The 18,687-nt window shown below is 62.7% G+C and carries 15 protein-coding genes; 4 read left to right on the top strand and 11 right to left on the bottom strand.

The genetic code is table 11. The features are described 5' to 3' along the window. Positions 1–67 precede the first annotated feature (67 nt). From G6N75_RS13175 to G6N75_RS13165, 3 genes are all read right to left on the bottom strand, one after another. Positions 68–418 carry a hypothetical protein gene (locus G6N75_RS13175; protein WP_165348828.1) on the bottom strand — a complete coding sequence of 117 codons (351 nt, stop codon included), beginning with the start codon at positions 416–418 and terminating at the stop codon, positions 68–70. An 18-nt stretch (positions 419–436) separates the two neighbouring features. Further along, positions 437–1,252 (bottom strand): hypothetical protein, encoded by an 816-nt coding sequence (locus G6N75_RS13170; protein ID WP_165348827.1) that lies wholly within the window; start codon positions 1,250–1,252, stop codon positions 437–439. 97 nt (positions 1,253–1,349) lie between these two features. Next, positions 1,350–2,072 carry a cytochrome d ubiquinol oxidase subunit II gene (locus tag G6N75_RS13165; protein ID WP_165348826.1) on the bottom strand — a complete coding sequence of 241 codons (723 nt, stop codon included), beginning with the start codon at positions 2,070–2,072 and terminating at the stop codon, positions 1,350–1,352. A 236-nt stretch (positions 2,073–2,308) separates the two neighbouring features. Here G6N75_RS13165 and G6N75_RS13160 point away from each other — a divergent pair, with 236 nt between their 5' ends. Together G6N75_RS13160 and G6N75_RS13155 are read left to right on the top strand one after the other, a co-directional pair. Then, positions 2,309–3,460, top strand: a complete 1,152-nt coding sequence (locus G6N75_RS13160) for a hypothetical protein (RefSeq protein ID WP_165348825.1) — start codon at positions 2,309–2,311, stop codon at positions 3,458–3,460. Between the two features lie 82 nt (positions 3,461–3,542). Next, positions 3,543–4,181, top strand: a complete 639-nt coding sequence (locus G6N75_RS13155; protein ID WP_165348824.1) for a DUF4412 domain-containing protein — start codon at positions 3,543–3,545, stop codon at positions 4,179–4,181. Between the two features lie 30 nt (positions 4,182–4,211). Here G6N75_RS13155 and G6N75_RS13150 read toward each other — a convergent pair whose 3' ends face one another. From G6N75_RS13150 to G6N75_RS13125, 6 genes are all read right to left on the bottom strand, one after another. Further along, on the bottom strand, positions 4,212–5,279 hold the full coding sequence (locus tag G6N75_RS13150; RefSeq protein WP_165348823.1) for a Yip1 family protein: 1,068 nt from the start codon (positions 5,277–5,279) through the stop codon (positions 4,212–4,214). Positions 5,280–5,332: 53 nt separating this feature from the next. Continuing rightward, positions 5,333–8,371 carry a serine hydrolase gene (locus G6N75_RS13145; protein ID WP_165348822.1) on the bottom strand — a complete coding sequence of 1,013 codons (3,039 nt, stop codon included), beginning with the start codon at positions 8,369–8,371 and terminating at the stop codon, positions 5,333–5,335. A 59-nt stretch (positions 8,372–8,430) separates the two neighbouring features. Next, positions 8,431–8,883: a hypothetical protein gene (locus tag G6N75_RS13140; protein WP_165348821.1), complete on the bottom strand. Its 453-nt coding sequence runs from the start codon at positions 8,881–8,883 to the stop codon at positions 8,431–8,433. Between the two features lie 69 nt (positions 8,884–8,952). Then, positions 8,953–10,620, bottom strand: coding sequence for a LamG domain-containing protein (locus tag G6N75_RS13135; RefSeq protein ID WP_165348820.1), 1,668 nt, complete (start codon positions 10,618–10,620; stop codon positions 8,953–8,955). A 143-nt stretch (positions 10,621–10,763) separates the two neighbouring features. Further along, positions 10,764–12,644: a peptidoglycan-binding domain-containing protein gene (locus G6N75_RS13130; protein WP_165348819.1), complete on the bottom strand. Its 1,881-nt coding sequence runs from the start codon at positions 12,642–12,644 to the stop codon at positions 10,764–10,766. A 32-nt stretch (positions 12,645–12,676) separates the two neighbouring features. Continuing rightward, positions 12,677–13,267, bottom strand: a complete 591-nt coding sequence (locus G6N75_RS13125; RefSeq protein WP_165348818.1) for a peptidoglycan-binding protein — start codon at positions 13,265–13,267, stop codon at positions 12,677–12,679. Between the two features lie 322 nt (positions 13,268–13,589). On the opposite strand from G6N75_RS13125, the gene G6N75_RS13120 reads away from it, so the two are divergent. Then, positions 13,590–14,096 carry a hypothetical protein gene (locus tag G6N75_RS13120; protein ID WP_165348817.1) on the top strand — a complete coding sequence of 169 codons (507 nt, stop codon included), beginning with the start codon at positions 13,590–13,592 and terminating at the stop codon, positions 14,094–14,096. 15 nt (positions 14,097–14,111) lie between these two features. After that, complete coding sequence (locus G6N75_RS13115; protein ID WP_165348816.1) at positions 14,112–15,371, top strand: hypothetical protein; 1,260 nt, start codon at positions 14,112–14,114, stop codon at positions 15,369–15,371. Positions 15,372–15,503: 132 nt separating this feature from the next. On the opposite strand, the gene G6N75_RS13110 is transcribed toward G6N75_RS13115, so the two are convergent. After that, entirely contained in the window at positions 15,504–18,044 is a 2,541-nt protein-coding gene (locus tag G6N75_RS13110) for a serine/threonine-protein kinase (RefSeq protein ID WP_165348815.1), read from the bottom strand. Then, positions 18,041–18,622: an ECF-type sigma factor gene (locus G6N75_RS13105; protein WP_165348814.1), complete on the bottom strand. Its 582-nt coding sequence runs from the start codon at positions 18,620–18,622 to the stop codon at positions 18,041–18,043. Before G6N75_RS13105 ends, G6N75_RS13110 begins: the two co-directional genes overlap by 4 nt. Between the last annotated feature and the right edge of the window lie 65 nt (positions 18,623–18,687).

Here is an 18,687-nt window from a genome sequence, read left to right as displayed (position 1 = left end):
GCGCCTGCATCGGCCACGCGCGCGAGACTCTCGGGGGCGGGGCGGCTTCGGCCCCGCTATGCCACGGTCACTGCGCCAGGTACTTCTCGTTGACAAACGCCATGCGGACAATGCAGAGATTGCCACCCGCGCCATTCACATGAGAAATCCGGATGCGCAGGTAAGGGGCCAGCAGCGCGTTTTGCAGCAGTGCGACTTCCTCTGGCGTCAGGTTCCGACCGGGACAAGTATTGCCGCCCCACGTATAGGTGACATCAATGCCGTTCTCCCGGACGACGGCCTCGCCACGCCGTATTCCGAACAGGTTGGACCCCGAGGTGACGACATCAATACTGATCAGTTCGCCGTATACGGCGTCGGTGTCCGCCATAACGGAGGTCGCAAGCAGTAGGGCCAGCAGGATCGACAAGCGCTTCATCAGCGACTCCTTTCCATTTCAGGGGGTCAATTGGGACAGCAACTGCTCTGCCCGCACGTCCGCCGGTTCGAACACATCGAGCCGGACTCGCTGTGCAGGCCCTGCCAGTTCATAGCGCTCGTCGCCGATGGCCCGGAAGTACTTCGCCACGACCTGCGAGTGCGTCACGGTCCAGGAGCGGAGCTGATCGAGGTACAGCACGTCGACCGCCCGGAGACCGACCAGCGAAACGAGGTCATAGGGAAACTCCACCTCGGTCGACGAGTCCAGCGAAGCAGCAAATGCGTCCAGCACATCTGCGCATCGCGGCTGGCCGCCATTGTCATCCAGCGTCACCGTCTCTTCGAAGCGCCACTCGAGACGGCCCTGGCCGATCTCGTCGTCGATCCGCAACTGCTGCGCCAGGCCCAGGTCGCAACCCGGGCTGATGGCCCTGGTGGCCTGGCCGATTGGCAGTACCTGCACACCCTGCCCAAGCTCGATGACAAGGAACTGCGCGCCGAAGTCATCAGCCAAAAGACGGCGCTCGCCCTGGTCCAGTGCGATGCGTGACGCCCGCAGCTCGCCGAAGCCGGCGCTTCGCACCACGGCTTCCGTCGCGCTCAGCACCGTGCCCGCGGCTGTCTCGTAGACGACCGCGATCCCCACGCCGCGCGCGGCTGAGTCCCAGAATTGCGAGGTCTCGAGCACCAGGTCATCGACATTGTCCGCCTGCGGCGGCGCCGGGCTGGAGGAGGAACCCCCGCAGCCGACCAGGCTGGTCAAAGATATGCCGGCCAGCAGGCATACGCTGAAGGGCGCGCAGCATGACGCGGCTCGCGGAAAAGTTGGCATGGGCCGGGACTCCCGCTGAACTTCGTGGCGGGGGGCCATGTTAGTACATGGAGCGGACAATTTCATCAGGCTGCCGGATCGTCGAATGCAGCACTCTTCAGTCGCAGGTCAGGCCTTGCTGGTGCAGCCGATAGACTCGCTCGACACGCTCCAGCAATGCTGCAAGCTCGGGAACCTCGGCGCGGCAGGCCGTGGTCAGGGAAAGATTTCCTTTGGTAGGCGGTGGCCTGGACTCGTGAATCGTCATGGCCAGCACGGCAAGCAACTCGCCCGTCTGCTGACAGCTCGGCGGTACCGCCAGGACGCCGGCCACGTCCAGTCCGCGCAGTGCGCTCAACAGTTCCACCCGAGCCCTGTCTCCAGCCTTGCCCTCGGGCAGTCCCCCCTGGCAACGTGTCCCATCCATTCTTTCGATGCGCCAGTCATTGTTTCGCGACGTATAGATGAAGCGTCGCAGTCGTGGCTCGAGTCGCCCGGTCAGCGCCAGTTCGAAGGCCGGCAACATCGCTACGGCCTGTCGCCGGTGTTCAGCCCGTTCCGTCCCCATCTCGGCGAACCTCGGCGTCAGCCACACCAGCAACACAACGCTCACTCCGGCCATGAACAACGCCGCGACGCGGAGCCGTGATGCTGCCACGTAACGCACCAGCAGCAGTGCGGCGACCACGGTCGCCAGCCCGCCAAGCAAGCCGTACCACAGCACCATGGCGCCAGCCACCAGGCCGGCATCGCGCGGCACCAGGAGCTGCGCGCCCAGCCAGGCGCCGAGTACCATGCCCGGCAGAATCGACGCCACTACCAGCAGGACCTTCCACGCCATCCGCACCCGGCTTCCGGGCACCCCGTTCATAGCCGGAGTCATTCGATCTCACCCGCAGCACTCATGCTCGCGGAGTATAGGCTGGTTTTCCTGGCTGCAGCATCGACGCCGAGTTGGCGGAACCCTTGAGGTTTTGCGCTTTAGTCAGGTGTAACGAAGGAAACCGCGCGCTCGAGCGAGTGCTGCGCTCGAGATAACGCGGCGCCCTCCTCCGGACTGACAGGAGAGCCGAAGCGATGAGCCCTGCCCGACTGCTATTTCTGGTGGCGCTCGTGCTGCTCGCGCCCATCGGCGCCTCCGCCCAGTGGTCGGCCCAGCCGGGCGACACGGTCCGCAATGCCTTCGGGCCAATGCCGGGAACGCTGCCGTCGATGTGTCGCGGCGCCTGCGGCAAGGCCTGCCCCGAGTCGTGCAGCCAGTCGGTGACCTTCGAGTGTCTCGATTCCGAGCGCGCTCGTCGCGTCGTGTCCTACACCTGCGGCACCCACCGGGGCTGCCGCGAGCATGATGACTGCCTCGACGCCTGCCGCATGAATGCTGATGGGCTCGATTGCGACACGTATTGTCACACCCAGGCCATCGAAACCTGGGGTATCGAGCGAGCTTCGTCCTGGAGCATGGGCAGCGGACCGTTCGACGGCGACCCGATCCGCTTCGAGTACACGCTGCATGCCCCCAACAGCCATGAGCCGGCGTTCCGTTGTCCCGAGGGCGCGCGGCTCAGCTGCAGCAGCGGCCTTGGCCGCTGCCTTACCGCTGGCGGGGCCGCCGTCGAGCCGGTATTCGACTCCTATCCCACGGCGGGACCCGACGCGATGCAAGTGGCGGCTTTCCGCGCCGGGGCGTTGTGCGGTGAGCGCGTCTGCAATCAGGCGACGACCATTCGGGTCGATGGACAGGACACCTGTGAGCGCGGCCGATGTACCCGGTATGGTGTGGAGTTCGACTACCGGAATGCCGACCCGGCCGTACCGCTGGAGTGCTCTGCGAGCACCACCGGTGGCGGCGATTTCGTCGGCAACCTGTTGAAGGGAGCCGCCGACGCAATGCCGCAGCAAGGGCAAGGCCCCGAGGCCGACGGCATGGCACAGCTGATGGGACTCTTCCAGCAGGTACTGAAGAGCGCGGACACGTCGGAAGACGCGCAGATCAGCATGACGCCGCTGGACGAGGCCGGTAACCCGATCGAGTCGCAGCGGGTCGGGCCTGGAACGGACTTCGTTCCTTCCGTGCCGCGAAGTATCCCGCTGCCCGCTGCAAGCGGGCGGCTGGTGGTGCCGATGTACCAGCTCGTGGACATCGGAGACACCTCGGATCGGGTCAGGGAGATCCGCTGCACTCACAAGGGCTGGCCAGTGTTCGAGGTGGCGTTCCAGCTGCAGTTCTAGGCTGGCCTCGCGGCGGCCACTAAGCCATCGGCGCAGTTCCAGCCAGCTTGATGTCACCCTGTCGCGTAAAGAGGAGCAACCGATGTCTTCAACCCTCTCTCGACGAATGGCCCCGTTCTGTGTGCTGACGCTACTCGCGGCACCGTTGGCCCTGGGAGATACCCTGATGGTCATCCGCGAAGGCTCCGGCCCGGCGGACGACGGCGCGACCACGGTGCAGTTCTGGTCCGGTCGCGACCGGGTCGCACGCATCGACGGCAATGGCCGCATGATCGGCGACCTCGCCGCCGGCATGTTGTACATCGTCAATGACGAGGCAAAAACGTGTCATGCCATGTCCACCCGCAATCCGGATCGCGACCTGCACGCACTGCAGGCCGCCGTGGAAGCCGTGCGATTCCGCAACACAGGCAAGTCAGAGGCCATCGGCCCCTGGCAGGCCGAAGTCCACGAGTTGACCGACAGCAATAGCGGTATCGATATGGTGGTCTGGATCACCAGCGAGTTTGGCGTCGACCCAGCCCAGCGGGCTTACATGGAGAGTGTTGTCACGCCGGATTCCGCGGCGATGCTCGCAATCTACGACCTCGGCGGCTTCCCGGTCCGCTCCGAGATCCAGATGGGCCCGATACAGATGTGGACCGAGCTCGAGTCCATCGAGCAGAAGGCGGCGCCCGCAGGAACCTACGAGGTGCCTGCCGGATACAGTGGCTGCGACTAGGCAAACGGGCGGCGGTCGACTCCGGTCGAATTACCGCGCGATGAACTGGGCCAGCTCGTCCTCGTACTTCTTGAAGAGCTGGTAGTTGTGCGCAGCGACCGCGTCGGTGTCGCGTTGAAAGTAGGCCGTGCGCAGCGCCTCGCGAACCCACTGGTGCTCGGCCCAGTTGCCGCCACCTGATTTCACCACCTCGAGCTCGATGGTGTTCATGCCCATCATTTGCGTGCCGCCCCTCATCATTTCGTTCATGTCGCTCAGCGACATCCGCTCGTTGCGATCCGCCCGCTCGGCGAGTGCCTGCAGCCGCTCGGCGTTCTCTGCCGAGATGTCGCGCGCCCGAATCATGACGCGGACGTACTCCTTGACTTGATTCTCTTCGAGCTTGCCGTTCGCTGGCGGCGCATAGCGGTCCTCCTCCGCCGCCGCCAGGCGCTCCGCCTGGCGGATGGCGCCACCCATCACTCCACCGACACCACTTGTATCGCCGTCAGGGAACTGGACGTCAGCGTAGTCACCGAGGCCCGACATCTCAGGACCGATGACCGGTCGCAAAAGCAACCCGATGAGAACCATGACTACGACGGTAGCGATCAATGTGAGGATGTAATGGCCGACGCGCCTGCCGGCAGGCACCTCGAGGTAGAGGGGGATGATGCGCCACAACAGCACCAGGGCATAGATGAACAGGACGAGAAACACCAAACCCCCGATCCATGGCAGCCATCTCAGCGCCTGGCCGAGATAGCCCGGCACGAACGCCAGCGAGGTAGCCGCCAGCCCAAGCGCGAAGCTGCGCTTGCCGCCGAACAGGCCGGCCAGCGTGCTGACGATGAATGCGACGATGCCGGCGGCGATCGCGCCGAAGACGATACTGAGCAGCGTCATCCCGATGGTGGGGCGGAAGCCGACAACGTACGCGCCGCTGAAAAGCAGGCCGAGCACGTAGCCGAGCACGGCCGCCAGGATGATCAGCGGGCCGGTCAGCAGGAATGCAGTCTTCTGCCAGTTGTCTGCCTCCGGGAGATAACCACGCCAGGTCGCCTCGGGAGCGAACAGGGCGCCCCTGATCAGCGAGAACGTGCGGTTCAGATTGAGCATGGTTGGTCTCCTCCTTTAGTTTTCCGATTCAGGCGGTGAGTGCTCGGCGTGACTCATTCCAGAGCCCCCAACGCCTGATCAAAGGCTGTTTTGATTTCACTGCTGAGCGAGCACCCTCCGCGTTCCTCCACCTCTGCCGCACCTGCAACCGTTCCTGTTACGACCAACTCCCATTTGCAACTGCCATTCGAGAGCATCACAAACCCGGCATTCCGCTCCAGATCTGCATAAAATCGGGTGCTGTAACCCGGCTGCGATCCCCCATGCTCAACGAACTTCGGGACTCCAATGGAGTTCCGCGCGGCGCTGAGTTTAAGACCAAGCCCTGAGTGAAAATCGCCATCCATAATGGGCCAAAGGCATCTGTTTTCGTAGCAATTCTCGCCGATAATTGGGCAATACGGGTTCGCCGTGCAGATTTTCTCCGAGCTGGTTTTGGTGTGAGCCGGAGTCATCATTCGCCGAACACTCGCCTCACTTAGGACCCTGTTCCCATCCGGCGACACTCCCAGGCCCATTAGCGTCGCCAGAAATTTCGCGTAGTCCCGAGCGGTGCTGAAAAGCCCTCCGGCCGCTTTGCCGACGCAGACCCGATAAGGCAGCCGTTGGTTCTCGTCATGGCCGAAAGCGTAGTTTTCTTGCGCTGCAGCCGAGAGGTTTCCAAATGTGCTTAGGGACATTTTCAGTGGTTGCAGTACCGTCGTTTGCATTCGGTGCGCGAAACTCGTTGCGTAGGTCTCCTCGATGATGCTTTCGGCCACCGAGTACGCTCCTCCGGAATACGCCCGGCGCGTCTGTGGTATCCATTGCGGCTCCACCTTCTGCCTACCTTTCTTGCCAAAAATAATATCTTCAAGAGTCTGCTTCGTGTTCGCGTCTGAGAGTCCTATTCCCCATACGCCGAACCCCGAGGTGTGATCAAGCAGGGTGTGAAAAGGGGCCTGCCGAACAAACTGTTGTTGACGATCTGTCAATGAGCGATACCACTTGCGGGTGGTTACAAGAGACGGATCGGCGTTCAACACATTGAAGACCGGCCGGTCCAGATCCACGCGACCTTCTTCGACTGTTTTCATGATACCGGCGCTTGCAACGGCCTTCGAAATCGAGGCGTTGTTGAACACCGTATCGTTGTTCACAGGAGCCCAACTGGTCCGACTTCGATAGCCATAGGACCGGACATCAACGATCGTGCCGTTTCGGACGATGGCGATCGACATGCCCGGAACTCTTTGCTGCCGCATGCGCTCCCAAATCGTGGACCCACCCACGTTCAGCTCCATGCGGCTGAGAATATCGTTCGTGCTTGGAGACCACTTGTGCTGAGAAACGGCAACAAATCTGTTATCCGGTGCAAGCGCTACACGCGTGAAGCTATCCTGTCTGTTTTGTATCCTGTTCAGCTTTTTCCAGAGAGGACTAGAAGGAACGCCGCTCTTCCAGAAGTGGTTACCCGCGGTGAGCACGTAATGAAATTGGCCATCAGACGTGAAGCGGAAAGCCAGGTTGGAGACGGTGAGCCTGCTTTCCTCCACCGAATCTACAAGGCGCTTAAGGTCCGCAGGCAGTCCTCGAGAGTAAAGCCGCCCATGCATGTCTTTTAGTAACCAGGATTTTTGCGGGCCGAGATAAACACCTGTTGCCCGGCTTTGATTATTGCGAATTGATTCGATGGCGGTAGCGAGGCCGGTGCTTTGAAAAAACGTCTGGGAGGAATAAACAACGTCTCCGTTCAGCATCAGGATGAGCCAATTACCTGCCGGATCGATTGCAACGGAGCGGATTTTCTGACAGTTCTTCAGGAGGGTCTCGAGCTCCGCCCGAAACCCGTTTTGCCCATCTCCCTTCAGGTTGTCGAAGTAGCTGGGGTTGCTGTACCAACTTTGATATCCGGCAAGCAGGAACCACTCACCTGCGGATGTGTATTGCATCGCGGTAATATTTTCCCTGGCCGTCTTGACCTGCTGGATGGCGTCGAGCAGTGAAGTGCCCGCACCCTCGTGCTCGACGCTTAGGTATCCCTCATTGCCGTAGAGGGTTGCATTCGGCGAACAGTAGCCGAGCTCCGGCGCGCCCGGCTGTCCGGTTGTGAAGTCTGGATCCCCCAGGCCCTCCGGAAGCGGAGAGACCGTTATCGGTGCACGACCACTGCCCCCCTCTGACGCCGACCCAATTCCAAACAAAGGCGCGCCCGGCGGTCCGCTCGCCAAGTCCGGGTCCCCCAGGCCCTCGGGAAGCTCAGAGACAGCTATCGGTGCACGACCACTACCCTCCCCTGACACGGACCCGGTTCCAGACAAAGGCGCGCCGCGGGGTGTCCCGATCGTCGTACCGGGCTCGATGGGGTTCGTCGTGGCCGTGGTCCCACTCTCGCGCGGCGCACCGGCAGGCGAAACGATGTCAGGCGCGCCGCGAGATCGCAGTGCCGCCAATTCCTCGACACTTAGCGCACGGCCGATGATGCGCAAGTCATCCAACAGGATGCCTCCGGCCGCATGCGCGAGCCTGTCGTTCATCGCCCCGATCCAGACCGCGTCTTCGGGCGGACGTCGATGCTGGCTCAGCGTTCCCTCGACGCTGCGATTTCGCCAGTGAAGCGTATAGGTGTTATCGGTATAGTCATAGACGCCTGCCACGAACATCCATCCGCTGTCGCCACGAACTGCATTCCGCGCCGAAAGACCGTTGGCGGTACCGTTGAGCACCAGGCTTGACCCGACCGCACGCAGCCCCGGGCCGGAACCACCCGTGGTGAGGATGATCTGATTCTCGCTTCTTACGGGCCCCTCGAACCGGATCCAGGCCGTGAAGCTCATCTGCGGGCAAACATCGTAATCGAGATCCACGAAAATCCGCATCGCGGCGGTGCCATCGAGGGCCAGCGCGCGCCCCGCACGTCCGTCGACGAAGCGTGGTGTGGCTGCGGCGCCGTCCCGGCCGATCATGCGGCCATCAAAGCCGTTACCGCTGGCGTCGACAAGACTGTCATCGAACGGGAAGTAAGCCTCGCAGGACTGGGCCTCGGCCCATGAGGAATACATTCCCGCAAGCAAGCACGAAACGATAACAAACGCACCGCGCAATCTATTCATCAAGACCGCGCATCAAGGTGTCGCTTTGCCCTTGCATGATCATCACCAAGTACACGCCATCAACGCTCCTGAATGACTGCCTGGAAGTCGATGATCTGATCTTCGGCCTGTCCACACTTCATCTGCCCATTGACCGTCGCGTGGAAGGTCTCCTTGCTCGTATCGAGAATGCTCACATCGGATCGTTTGAAAGGCGCACACCGGGTGCCGTCCTCGAGGGTCACCCAGGTAAGGAACCCGGAAGGTTTGCCTTCGTGCACTGAGAGCGTCGCCGTCAGCCCGGGGTTATTGCCGATTGTCCTCACGGCGAAATTCAGGTGCTCGGACGGACCCGTTCTCACGATTACCACGGACTTTCCCTCGATGTGGCCGGATAGGTCGCCGGAGTAGTTGAGGCGCCATTTGGGTCCGTCCGGATTGCTGCTTCCCGAGGCTTCGCGATCGCAGGCAGCAAGCGTGAACGCCAACAGCAAAGCCAGTCCGGCCGGCCCGGACCTCGAATGCATGGTCATTCCTGGAATCCTCCGCCGCAGTCGTGCAGCGCGGGAGTGTGATTGCGGTTCAGCATGGTCTGCCTGCCCCTAGTTCGCTTGCACCGTCACCGCTCGACAGACAAGCTGCAGTCCAGTGATAGCCTCGGTGTCTCCTCGTCGTTCCTGCGTATGCACTACGAGGCCCGTCGCAACTTGCTGCGATGGGCACAGCACCCTCGGACTCCACGTCTGGCAGTTGGTTACCGATTCCTGGTCCGTCGCGCCAGGTACGTACTCAACCGTTCCGTCAGTGTTCACCCGGTCGCCGACGACCCGAATTCCCTTCAGTCTTTGATTGCTGTCGCGCTGGCAGACCTCGATACTGGAGATGACACTTGAATCGAGTGCCACACGAAAATTGCCTGCTGAAAATACGGCCGCCGGACATATCTCTATTGGAGTCTGAGCGCCAGTCGCTCCGTCAAGCGTCGCCTGGCTGCCCGCCTCACTAACGCCAATTCGGCATGGAACGTCGCTATGCTCGCGCCACCAAATCCGACGCAAAAATGCCGTCTCCAGATCAACAATTCTCTGTACGTCACCAGGTGTACCGGCGATCGCACTGAACCTCGGTGAACCGGTCGGGCGCGGCTCCGCCGCTTGCGCCTGCCCGGTGCCGTCCGCCGTGCCACCGGCATCGGCATCAGCGACCTCTGCCGCTTCCTCCGATTCGTAAGTGAGATCCGGCGCACCGCTCGGTCCGCTCGCCAGATCCGCATCCCCGAGGCTTTCGGGAAGCACAGAGACCCCCACTGTCGAACCAGCACTGCCCTCCTCTGGCGTAGACCCGGTCCCCGATAACGGCGCACCGCTCGGCAGGCCAATCGTGGCGCCGGGCTCAATCGGATTCGTCGTGGCGGTGATCCCGCTGCCGCGCGGCGCCTGCTGCATCGGCGCATGCTGAGCCGGATGGCACCGACCATCGAGTCCACAGTAGCTGCCGGCCCCGCACTGCACATGCTGAGAACACGATGCACCCTGCCAATCGCTTGATCCGCCAGCCGAAGCAGCAGCTACAGCGGTACCGCTCGAACCACCGGACCGCAGGGCCGCCAATTCCTCGACACCCAGCGCACGGCCGATGAGGCGCAGATCATCCAACAGGATGCTTGCGGCATCCGTCAGCCGGTCGTTCATCGCCCCGACCCAGAGGGCGTCCTCGGGTGGACGTCGATGCTCGCTCAGCGTCCCCTCGATGCTGCGATTGCGCCAGTGCAGCGAATAAGTGTTGTTGTCATAGTCATAGACACCCGCGACGAACATCCAGCCGCTGTCGCCACTGACTACACCTCGCGCTGCAAGGCCGTTCGCGGTACCGTTCAGGATCAGGTTCGGTCCTCCCATGCGGAGTCCCGGGCCTGATCCTCCAGTAGCGAGGACGGCCTGATTCCCTTTCTGAACAGGACCGTCAACCCGGATCCAGGCCGTGAAGCTGACCTGCGGACAACCTTCGTAATGGAGGTCCATGAGTACCCGCATCGCCGAAGTACCGTCGAAGGCGAGCGCCTGGCCGGAACGTCCCTCCACGAAGCGGGGCGTAGCTGCCGCCCCGTCCTGGCCGAGCATGCGGCCGTCGAAGCCGTTGCCGCTGGCATCGGCGAGACTGCCATCGAAAGGGAAGTAGGCTTCGCAGGACTGGGCTATTGCCGTGCCCGCATGCACGAATGCCAAGAATCCCAGCATGACTACATATGAGCTGTATTCTTTTTTCTGCATGACTCGCACCTCGGTGTGCATCCAGGGCGTTATGTCGGTATTTTTCCGAGCGAAACCCGCTGCCCGTCTATCGGCACAGCGGATCGATTCCCCACAATAAACATGCAATGAGCCGGAGCTTTCAACGTTTGCGCGTGAGGATGCTAGCGCTGCCGATCGACCTCGGCTGACAGGACACCGGCGAGTTGCGGGCTGACCTCGCCTGTGACCTCCAGACCCTGTTCGGCCTGAAACTGGGAGATCGCGATCGTCGTTTGCAGACCAGGCTCGCCATCGGTAGTGCCGGGGTCATAACCCAGCGCCTCGAGATGCCTTTGAACCATCTGTGTCAGATTGTCGGAATACAGATCCTCAGACGATGGCCGGCTTCCGCCTGCAGGGGCAGCCGGCGAGGTGCCCGGCTGTCCCTGCGCACCGGTGGACTGTCGGCCCGCTGGATTACCCCCGCCCATCATCTGTTCCATCATGCCCCCCACGCCGAACTGTTCCATCATCTGCCGCTGCTCGGGGCTTATTTCCTGCATGGCCTGCTCATACTGCTGCATGGCTTCCGCCATTTCAGCGGACTGCGTACCGGACTGGCCCATCGCATCGGCGATTTCCTGGTCGATGTCTCGTACTGGCATGCCTGGCGGAAGCAGGCTTTCCGAACACCATTCAGGCCGGAATTCGACAAGCCGGATGTCAGTAACTATCTGGTGCGAGCGCCCACTGACCGAGGTTCTGCCCAGAACCTTTGATTCAACCGTCTGCTCGATCTCGAGCGGCAGGCCGTTGCGCAGCATGCCAACCAGGTTATTGATAAGGCCACCGAAAAACGAATTCGACGCGAGTTCTGGCGAAACCTCGTTGGTCAGGTTTTCGTAAAACGACCTGATGATATCGAGGCCCGGCACGGCGTCAGATACCCAGACGGTACCGCTGTTTTCGGTCGAGACCATGCCCGCGAAGGGCACGCCGGCTCCACCACCACCGAGGCCTCCCTCGTAACCGAACTGGTAACGCGTCGTGGGATACCCGATGTGCGTACCGCCGTCAGTTGGTGACGTCATAGTTACCTGACTGCTCCAACCCCGACCGACAACGGTCGAAGCCGCATCGAAACTCCGGCTCAGCGTGAGCTGGAGCGCCTCACCCTCAAGGTAGTCGGCAAGTGACATCATCCCGGTACCAATCCGGGGCGGTAAGTGTATGTCCATCACCTGGTGCGGCGTGACCATCGCCATCCGGCAATACGCATATGTAATCGTGAACGGCTGCACTTGGGGGCGCTCTTCTTCACGATCACAAAGTTCATCGCGCGCAACCTGCGCGCTGGCGGCGATGTCCGCCCGTGATGGCGCGTCAGGCAGCGCCTCGATCGTGTCAAAGTTGATTGGCGACCCGACTTCCGCCATGCCCTGCTCTATCTGGCCGATGATCGCATTCATCGCCCATCCGATCGTATCGCTGGCGCCGCAAAGTGCGTCGATCCTGCCGTCGAATTCGCCAAGCGGTGAAGTCTCCTGGATTACGTCGCCATAGTTGGTCTGTACGCCAGACACCAGGACAGCCTGGTTGATTCCGGCCAGGCGCTGTGCGCTCGGCGTGCCGGGTGCGCCTGTATCGCCGCTGGGACCGGACGACGTTCCGGCCGGCAGTCTTGTGCTGGAACCAGACGAGAGGCAGTCAATCACATTGACGCCGCGTCGGAGAAGAATCGACTCCGGATCTGCCTGCACGTAGCGGATCTCCAAGTACCCTTCTTGTCCAGGCGCCTGAAGCTCCGCCGGACTGCCGTCCATGGTTTCCCAAGAACTCAAAGATTGATCGGACCTGAATGAAGGCTCGGCCAAGGTAATCTGGTCATCGGCGCCGTTGGGACCTGTCCATTCCACCTCGAATTCGTCACCGAGACATACATTGGCCGGCACATCGAAGGATTGCGCCCTGAGAGGACTGGAGCCCAGCAGCCCTGCAAAAATAGATGCGAGAAAGCCGATTCCGGCGACCGAGTGATTTCTCGACGACGTTCTTCGGCTCATGGGACTCCCCTTGATCCTTGAAAACAAGTGAATCACCTCTGCGGATTCCGGCACTGCTCGATTTCGTCCTCGGTCAGCCCGAGATCTTTGGCCGCGGACGATAGATCTTCAGCCGTTGCGTTCACGTCGTATATATCGCGAGCTGTGCTCGAGATGGCACGCGCCGTGTCGCCTCCGGCGAAGCGCGAAGCGGTGCGCGTGGCGGCACGAATCAGGCTGCCGAATCCGCGCTTGGTCTTGCTGGCCGCCTGGGCGGCAGCGATCTTCTCTTGCAGGCACGCCTGCCGGGCGGCCTCCAGCGCAGCGGGATCCTGCTGTGGCGGTGGCGCCGCGGTCGAACGGGGCTGGCGGGTAGCCGTAGGCGAGTTTTGTTGCCTGATCGCCGCCTTGATGACCCCGGCGAGTTGCGGACTGGCGACGCCCGTGACTTCGAGACCGTTTTCGGCCTGGAACTTGGATATCGCCACTACCGTCTTGGTCGATGCTTCCCCATCAGTGTTTCCCGGGTCGTAACCGAGTGCGGCCAGATCCTGTTGGATCACCTGAGTGAGTTCATCGGCAGTCGCCAGTCCCGGAAGCAGAGCCATTGCGAACAACATCGCCGCTAAAGTATTTATCCGCATGCTTCTCTCCTCTGGTGTGACCGCGATCTGAGTTTCGCGCGGCGGCGTCTACGAGTCGCTCACAGGCTGCATTACCGCCTCCCGGCGCAGGTCGTGGGAATCGGTGCGACGTGCTTTCCCAAAGCTCTCAAGCATCTAAAGCGCAGCCCAGCGACAAATCCGCCACCGGGAGGCACCAAGGGTTCGTTGCCGGCTACAGCGCGAATCAGGGTCGGCAGTCGGGCGGCTGCTCGCGGGTAGCACCCCAATGGCGGATCGGGCAACGCCAGTGCGCTTATAGCAAGACCAATACCGCAGAACCTCGACTGAAAAGGACATCACCATGCGCAAGATCACCCGCGTCCTTGGCCTCGCCGCGTTCATTGCCCTCGTGCCCGCCTACCAGGCCGCGGCAAAAGCCGAGGAGCCAAAGGCCCTCGAAGGATTCGAAGGCCTGGTGGTCGGCATGACCGAAGCCGAGCTCCTGGAAGCCTTTCCCGACGGCAAACTGTCTTTCGCCGACAGGAATTTCGACATATACCCGCACCTCGGGGATTTCACGCGCGGTGATGAGGAACTTGAAAACAGGCTGACAGGCGCTGAGATCAGACCGGAAATCGCCGATGAGCGCGACACCTGCCTGGCTTTCCACGACGAGGTCTTGCCGATCCTGGTCGAGCGATTCGGCGAGCCGGATTCCCAGGCCAAGGCCCTCGAATCGGACTGGGCGGTGATCGACTCGAACTGGGTTCTGGAAGACAACGGCATGATCGGCATCGTCGCGCGTTTCGTCGATGCGCGCGGTACGTGCGACGCAATGATCGGCTTCAGGGGCTCGAACGTCCGTTAGCTGCGGATCGCAAAGATGAGCAGAAAACACGCGCACCTGAACGTCGAGCAACTCAGCGATGGCAATACGCTCCCACTCGAGATTGCCTGGCGTTGGTCCGGCGGGAGCCTTATAGCGATCTTCGGACTGGCCGCCATATTCCTGGTACTTGCCTTCATGGCCGGCGAACTGATTCCCGAGAATGCGTTCGGCGAACATACGGCGCCGGTCAAGGCGCTCCTGCCGGTGGCGCTGATTGTCGTGGCCTCGCGTCGGCTGTGGCGCGGCCTGGCGGGATGGAAGACTGAGAGCCGCGCCGTGATCGATGGCCGTAGCGTGACCGTCACGACAAAGCGGTGGCTCAAAAGTCACCAGTGGTCAGAGCCCCTCGCCAACTACAACGGTGTGCGCTGGCAGCGCTACAAAATCCAGACGAGCACGCGTGATGTCCCGGTGACACGCGACGAACAGCGTTTCCGGCACGTGATCGAACTGGTCCATCCGGATGAGGCCAAGACAATTCCCCTGGCAGTTAAGACCACCGGCCGGCGCCATGTCTTGGAATACCTGATCGAGCGCGCCACCACGAGAGGGGCAGCCCGTCGATCGGCGCATCACGCAGCCGAAAGTGATCTGCGACCGTTGTGGGAGACACTGGCCGCATCACTGGGTCTCCCCGCCATCGACGCGCGCGATGGCGCCAGCGAGGTTCGCCAGGCCGTCGACCTGGACAAGTCGATCAGGCAAATGGCAGATGAAGGCAGCATTGCAGTCGACTGGAACGATAACGCGCCACCGCCTTCGCTGGCCGTGGAGCAGCGCGGCAGCGCCGACGATCCGGCATCACAGGAGCTGCACTTGACCGTTCATGCCGCCAGCCTTCCCAAGCCGGTGTTCTATATCTTGGGTGGCATGGGCGGTTTCTTCTTGTTTCTGGGTGTATGGAACCTGGAGTTCCGCCCGGTTTTCGCCGGGCTGTTGCTTGGGGGCGTAGCGTTCGGCATCTGGTACCTGCAGCGCAAGAACCCGAACCGAATCATCATCACGCGCAAGGAAGTCCGCCACGAAGATCGGCTGGTGCAACGGCGCAGCTTCGTCATCCCCTTGTCCGACATCGAAAGCATCAGTGTCCGTGACCGGGACTCGGAATTAACGAATGCCCGAACGCTCAAGCTTTCCGGCAAACACCTGCTGCTTTCCACCGACAATACGGAGCGCACCATGGGGGCCGGACTGAAAGACGACGAGCTCGAGTGGCTGCGCGGCTACCTGGTTGCAGCCATCGCCAGGGCGTGAGACCTAAGGCCCGCGAGTTGTCGGGATTGCAACAGGAAACCGAAACATGAAGAACCGATATTTCCTCGTGGGGCCTGGAGCCTTATCGGGGGTCGCACCGGTTCGGATTGCGGGGGCTGGGTCAGGCCCCGATCAGAGCCGGCAGGCGAGCTGGTAGATCGGATCCACCGGCAGCCCCGCCAGCAGCGCGCGCGCATCGACCATCCATTGCTCGCCTTCGGCTTCGGCGCCCTGTGCTTCCAGCGCCAGGGCCGCCAGGCAGCGAGCTACGCCGATCGCATACGCCTGGCTATCTAATGTTCCCAGTATTTCCAGCGCCCGGCGGGCGGCCTGTTCGGCGGCCGCCGCGTCCCCTATCTGCAGGTCCGCATAGGCAAGAGAGATGAGCGGATACGCTGTCATGAAATGCCCGGGCAGCGTTGCGTTGAAGATCTCGTGGGCCTGGCGGTGCAGCGGCACAGCCTCTGCAAAGCGGCCCTGGCGGCCGACCACGGTGCCGAGGTTCTGATACTGGACGGCGACGCTGCGGTGCTCGCGGCCGTACTTCTGCTCGGACAACTCGAGCAGTTCCCGGAACACCTGCTCGGCACGTTCCTGCTCCCCCGCCCTCGTGTGAAGCACGCCGAGGTTGTTCAAGGCCGTCAGCGTTGCACCGTGCTGCCGCCCCAGCCGGGCTTCATAGATGTCGAGCGCGGCGCGAAACTCCCTCGTTGCGGTCTCGAAGTCCCGGTAGTTGGATGCTGCCGTGGCGGCCTGTACATGGATCAACGCCATCGAGAGGCTGTCTGCGCCAAAAAGCTCGTTCGCCAGGGCTCGGGCCTCCTCCAGGAGCGCCGCGGCTTCAGGCGGATCGGGCTCATCGAGCAGGCCGGACAGTGCCGCCAGGGCGTTGATCAGCGGCCGGGAATGCTCCTCAGGCGCTTGTCGCATCTTGTCGATGCCCAGCGCGTAAAGCCGCGCGCTTTCCTCAAAGTTGCCCAGTGCTTCCTGCAGGGCCGCGACGCCGGTCTCCGCGGCGCCCACCCGGGGATGGGATTCCGGAAACAGCCGCCTGGCTAGCGCGAGCTCCTCCTCGCGATAAACCAGCGCCGCCGCGTAGTCGCCAGTAGCCTGGTGCTGCTGCGCGAGCATTACGAGCCCCGCGAGCGCTTCGCCCGCATTGTCACCGTAAAGCTCGCGCTTGATTGCCAGCGCCTTTTCACCCAGTTCAATCGCCTCGCGGTGCTGGTCCAGGCTCGCATAGACGCCCGCGATCGAGTCGAGCAGCGAGGCCCGCAGCGCGGGGTCTTCGATATCCTCCGAACCCAGGCGTGCGACGCCGAGATCCAGCGCCTCGACCACCGTGATACTGCTGCCAAGTTCCGGGTCCGCTGGGGTGAACGGGTCCGGGCTGCGCAGCAGGTCCACCATGAAGCTCTCTGCGGCCTGCGCGCGTCGCTTCTCGAACTCGAGCTGGCGGTTGTAGACGGTCAGCGTAGCAAGGTAGCCGGCGATGGCGAGGATGCCGACGGTAACCGCAGGAACCATCCAGGGACGCCGGCGCGCGAGCTTGGCGAAGCGATAGCCGAGGGTGTCGGGGCGGGCGACGATCGGCCGGTGATCGAGATAGCGCTGCAGATCGTCGCGCATGTCGAGCGCGGATGCGTAGCGACGGCCGGGATCGTCGTGCATGGCCATGCCGATGATGGCATCGAGATCCCCCATCACTTCACGCCGCAGCTTGCCGTCGTCCAACGACCGGCTCGGAAGCGGTGTCTCAACCTGCCCAGGCAGGCGGAGATCGCGGAACGGGCGCTTGCCGGTGATCAGTTCATAGGCCACCAGGCCGACCTGGTAGATATCCGACGCGGTCGTCACCGGTCGGCCGGCCTGCTGCTCCGGGCTGCCGTAACCAGGCGTAAGCAGCGCAACGCCGGTGCGAGTGAGCGTGCCGCCGCCCGGCAATGCCTCCGGGTCGAGCAGCTTGGAGATACCGAAATCCAGTAACGAAACGTGGCCTTCGGCGTTCACCAGGATGTTCGAGGGCTTGATGTCACGGTGTACGACCAGGTGTTTGTGCGCGTGGTGCAACGCCTCGAGCACCTGCATCAACAACTCGATGCGGCCGCGCAGCTCAACACCGTTCTCGTCGCAGTAACGGGTGATCGGCTGGCCGTCGACGAACTCCAGCACCAGGTACGGGCGGCCGTCCTCCAGCGCGCCGCCATCGAAAATCCGCGCGATCGACGGATGCTCGAGAGTCGACAGGATTTGCCGTTCAGCCCGGAACCGGGCCACGACGTCGTCGGTGTCCAGGCCGCGGCGCAACACCTTGAATGCCGCCTTCTGGTCGAAGTTGCCGTCCGCCCTCTGGGCGAGGTAGACGGTGGCCAGGCCACCGCGCGCAAGCCGGCGGATGAGACGCCAGTCATCGACGCATTGGCCTGACAGGTCCTCGCCTGCCGTGGCTTCCTCCGCCAGGACGGCTCGCCACAAGGTCTCGCGCGCGGTATCGAACGAACCCAACAGCTTGTCGTCCGGCGTGCCCGATGCCGCCAGCAAGGCCATGACGCGCCGTTCCAGCTGCGGGTTGCCCGCCGACTCCTCTCGCACGAACCGCGTCCGCTCCCCGGCCGGCTGAAGCAGCGCTGCACTGAAAATCCGGTCAGCGATTATGTCGAACGATTTGCTCAATGTTCATCCGGGCCCATCGCTTCCGCCAGGTACGCCCTGGCGCGTTGCAGGTCGCGCTCGACCGTGCGGACCGATACGCCCAGCGCTTCCGCCGTGTCCTCGACGCTCAACCCGGCGAAGTACCGGCATTCGACGATCTGTTCCAGGCGCGGGTCGATCTCGGCGATATCCTTCAATGCGCTATCGAGCGCCAGAACCGCCAGGCTGTCGTCGTCTCCCTCGACACGGCTTTCCTCGAGTTCCACGGGGATGCTTCCGCTGCCGCGCTTGTCGGCACGCTTCCTGCGCGCATGGTCCACGAGCAGGTGACGCATCACGGCCGAGGCCGCACGCAGGAAATGCTTGCGATCTTCCCAATGCCCCCTGCCGGACGCCATACGCACGTAGGCCTCGTGCACGATTGCCGTGGTGTTCAGGGTATGTCCGGGCTGCTCCCGGGTCAGCTGGAAATGCGCCAGGCGTTTCAGCTCGGGGTAGACGATCGCAACGAGTTCGCCGAACGCCTCCGGTTCCTGCCGCTCAACCCGCGCGAGCAGCGCGTGAATCCGCCCCTGATGTTCGGCGCCGTTGTCGCCCATCCGCTTCCTTCCAGCCAGATCGCCGTCCGTGCAAGCGCGTCCCGCCTGGATTTCCGGCGAGACCA

The organism is Thioalkalivibrio sp. XN8 (assembly GCF_011058255.1).
Taxonomy (GTDB): domain Bacteria; phylum Pseudomonadota; class Gammaproteobacteria; order Steroidobacterales; family XN24; genus XN24.
The sequence above is the reverse complement of the archived record's forward strand: the minus strand, read 5'-3'. Positions and strand labels throughout refer to the sequence as shown.

Excerpts from the sequence above, each read along its gene's own strand:
- G6N75_RS13145 (WP_165348822.1), bottom strand. The coding sequence starts at position 8,371 with ATGAATAGATTGCGCGGTGCGTTTGTTATCGTTTCGTGCTTGCTTGCG.
- G6N75_RS13150 (WP_165348823.1), bottom strand. The coding sequence starts at position 5,279 with ATGCTCAATCTGAACCGCACGTTCTCGCTGATCAGGGGCGCCCTGTTC.
- G6N75_RS13140 (WP_165348821.1), bottom strand. The coding sequence starts at position 8,883 with ATGACCATGCATTCGAGGTCCGGGCCGGCCGGACTGGCTTTGCTGTTG.
- G6N75_RS13155 (WP_165348824.1), top strand. The coding sequence starts at position 3,543 with ATGTCTTCAACCCTCTCTCGACGAATGGCCCCGTTCTGTGTGCTGACG.
- G6N75_RS13165 (WP_165348826.1), bottom strand. The coding sequence starts at position 2,072 with ATGGCGTGGAAGGTCCTGCTGGTAGTGGCGTCGATTCTGCCGGGCATG.
- G6N75_RS13135 (WP_165348820.1), bottom strand. The coding sequence starts at position 10,620 with ATGCAGAAAAAAGAATACAGCTCATATGTAGTCATGCTGGGATTCTTG.
- G6N75_RS13130 (WP_165348819.1), bottom strand. The coding sequence starts at position 12,644 with ATGAGCCGAAGAACGTCGTCGAGAAATCACTCGGTCGCCGGAATCGGC.
- G6N75_RS13120 (WP_165348817.1), top strand. The coding sequence starts at position 13,590 with ATGCGCAAGATCACCCGCGTCCTTGGCCTCGCCGCGTTCATTGCCCTC.
- G6N75_RS13105 (WP_165348814.1), bottom strand. The coding sequence starts at position 18,622 with ATGGGCGACAACGGCGCCGAACATCAGGGGCGGATTCACGCGCTGCTC.
- G6N75_RS13175 (WP_165348828.1), bottom strand. The coding sequence starts at position 418 with ATGAAGCGCTTGTCGATCCTGCTGGCCCTACTGCTTGCGACCTCCGTT.
- G6N75_RS13115 (WP_165348816.1), top strand. The coding sequence starts at position 14,112 with ATGAGCAGAAAACACGCGCACCTGAACGTCGAGCAACTCAGCGATGGC.
- G6N75_RS13170 (WP_165348827.1), bottom strand. The coding sequence starts at position 1,252 with ATGCCAACTTTTCCGCGAGCCGCGTCATGCTGCGCGCCCTTCAGCGTA.
- G6N75_RS13125 (WP_165348818.1), bottom strand. The coding sequence starts at position 13,267 with ATGCGGATAAATACTTTAGCGGCGATGTTGTTCGCAATGGCTCTGCTT.
- G6N75_RS13160 (WP_165348825.1), top strand. The coding sequence starts at position 2,309 with ATGAGCCCTGCCCGACTGCTATTTCTGGTGGCGCTCGTGCTGCTCGCG.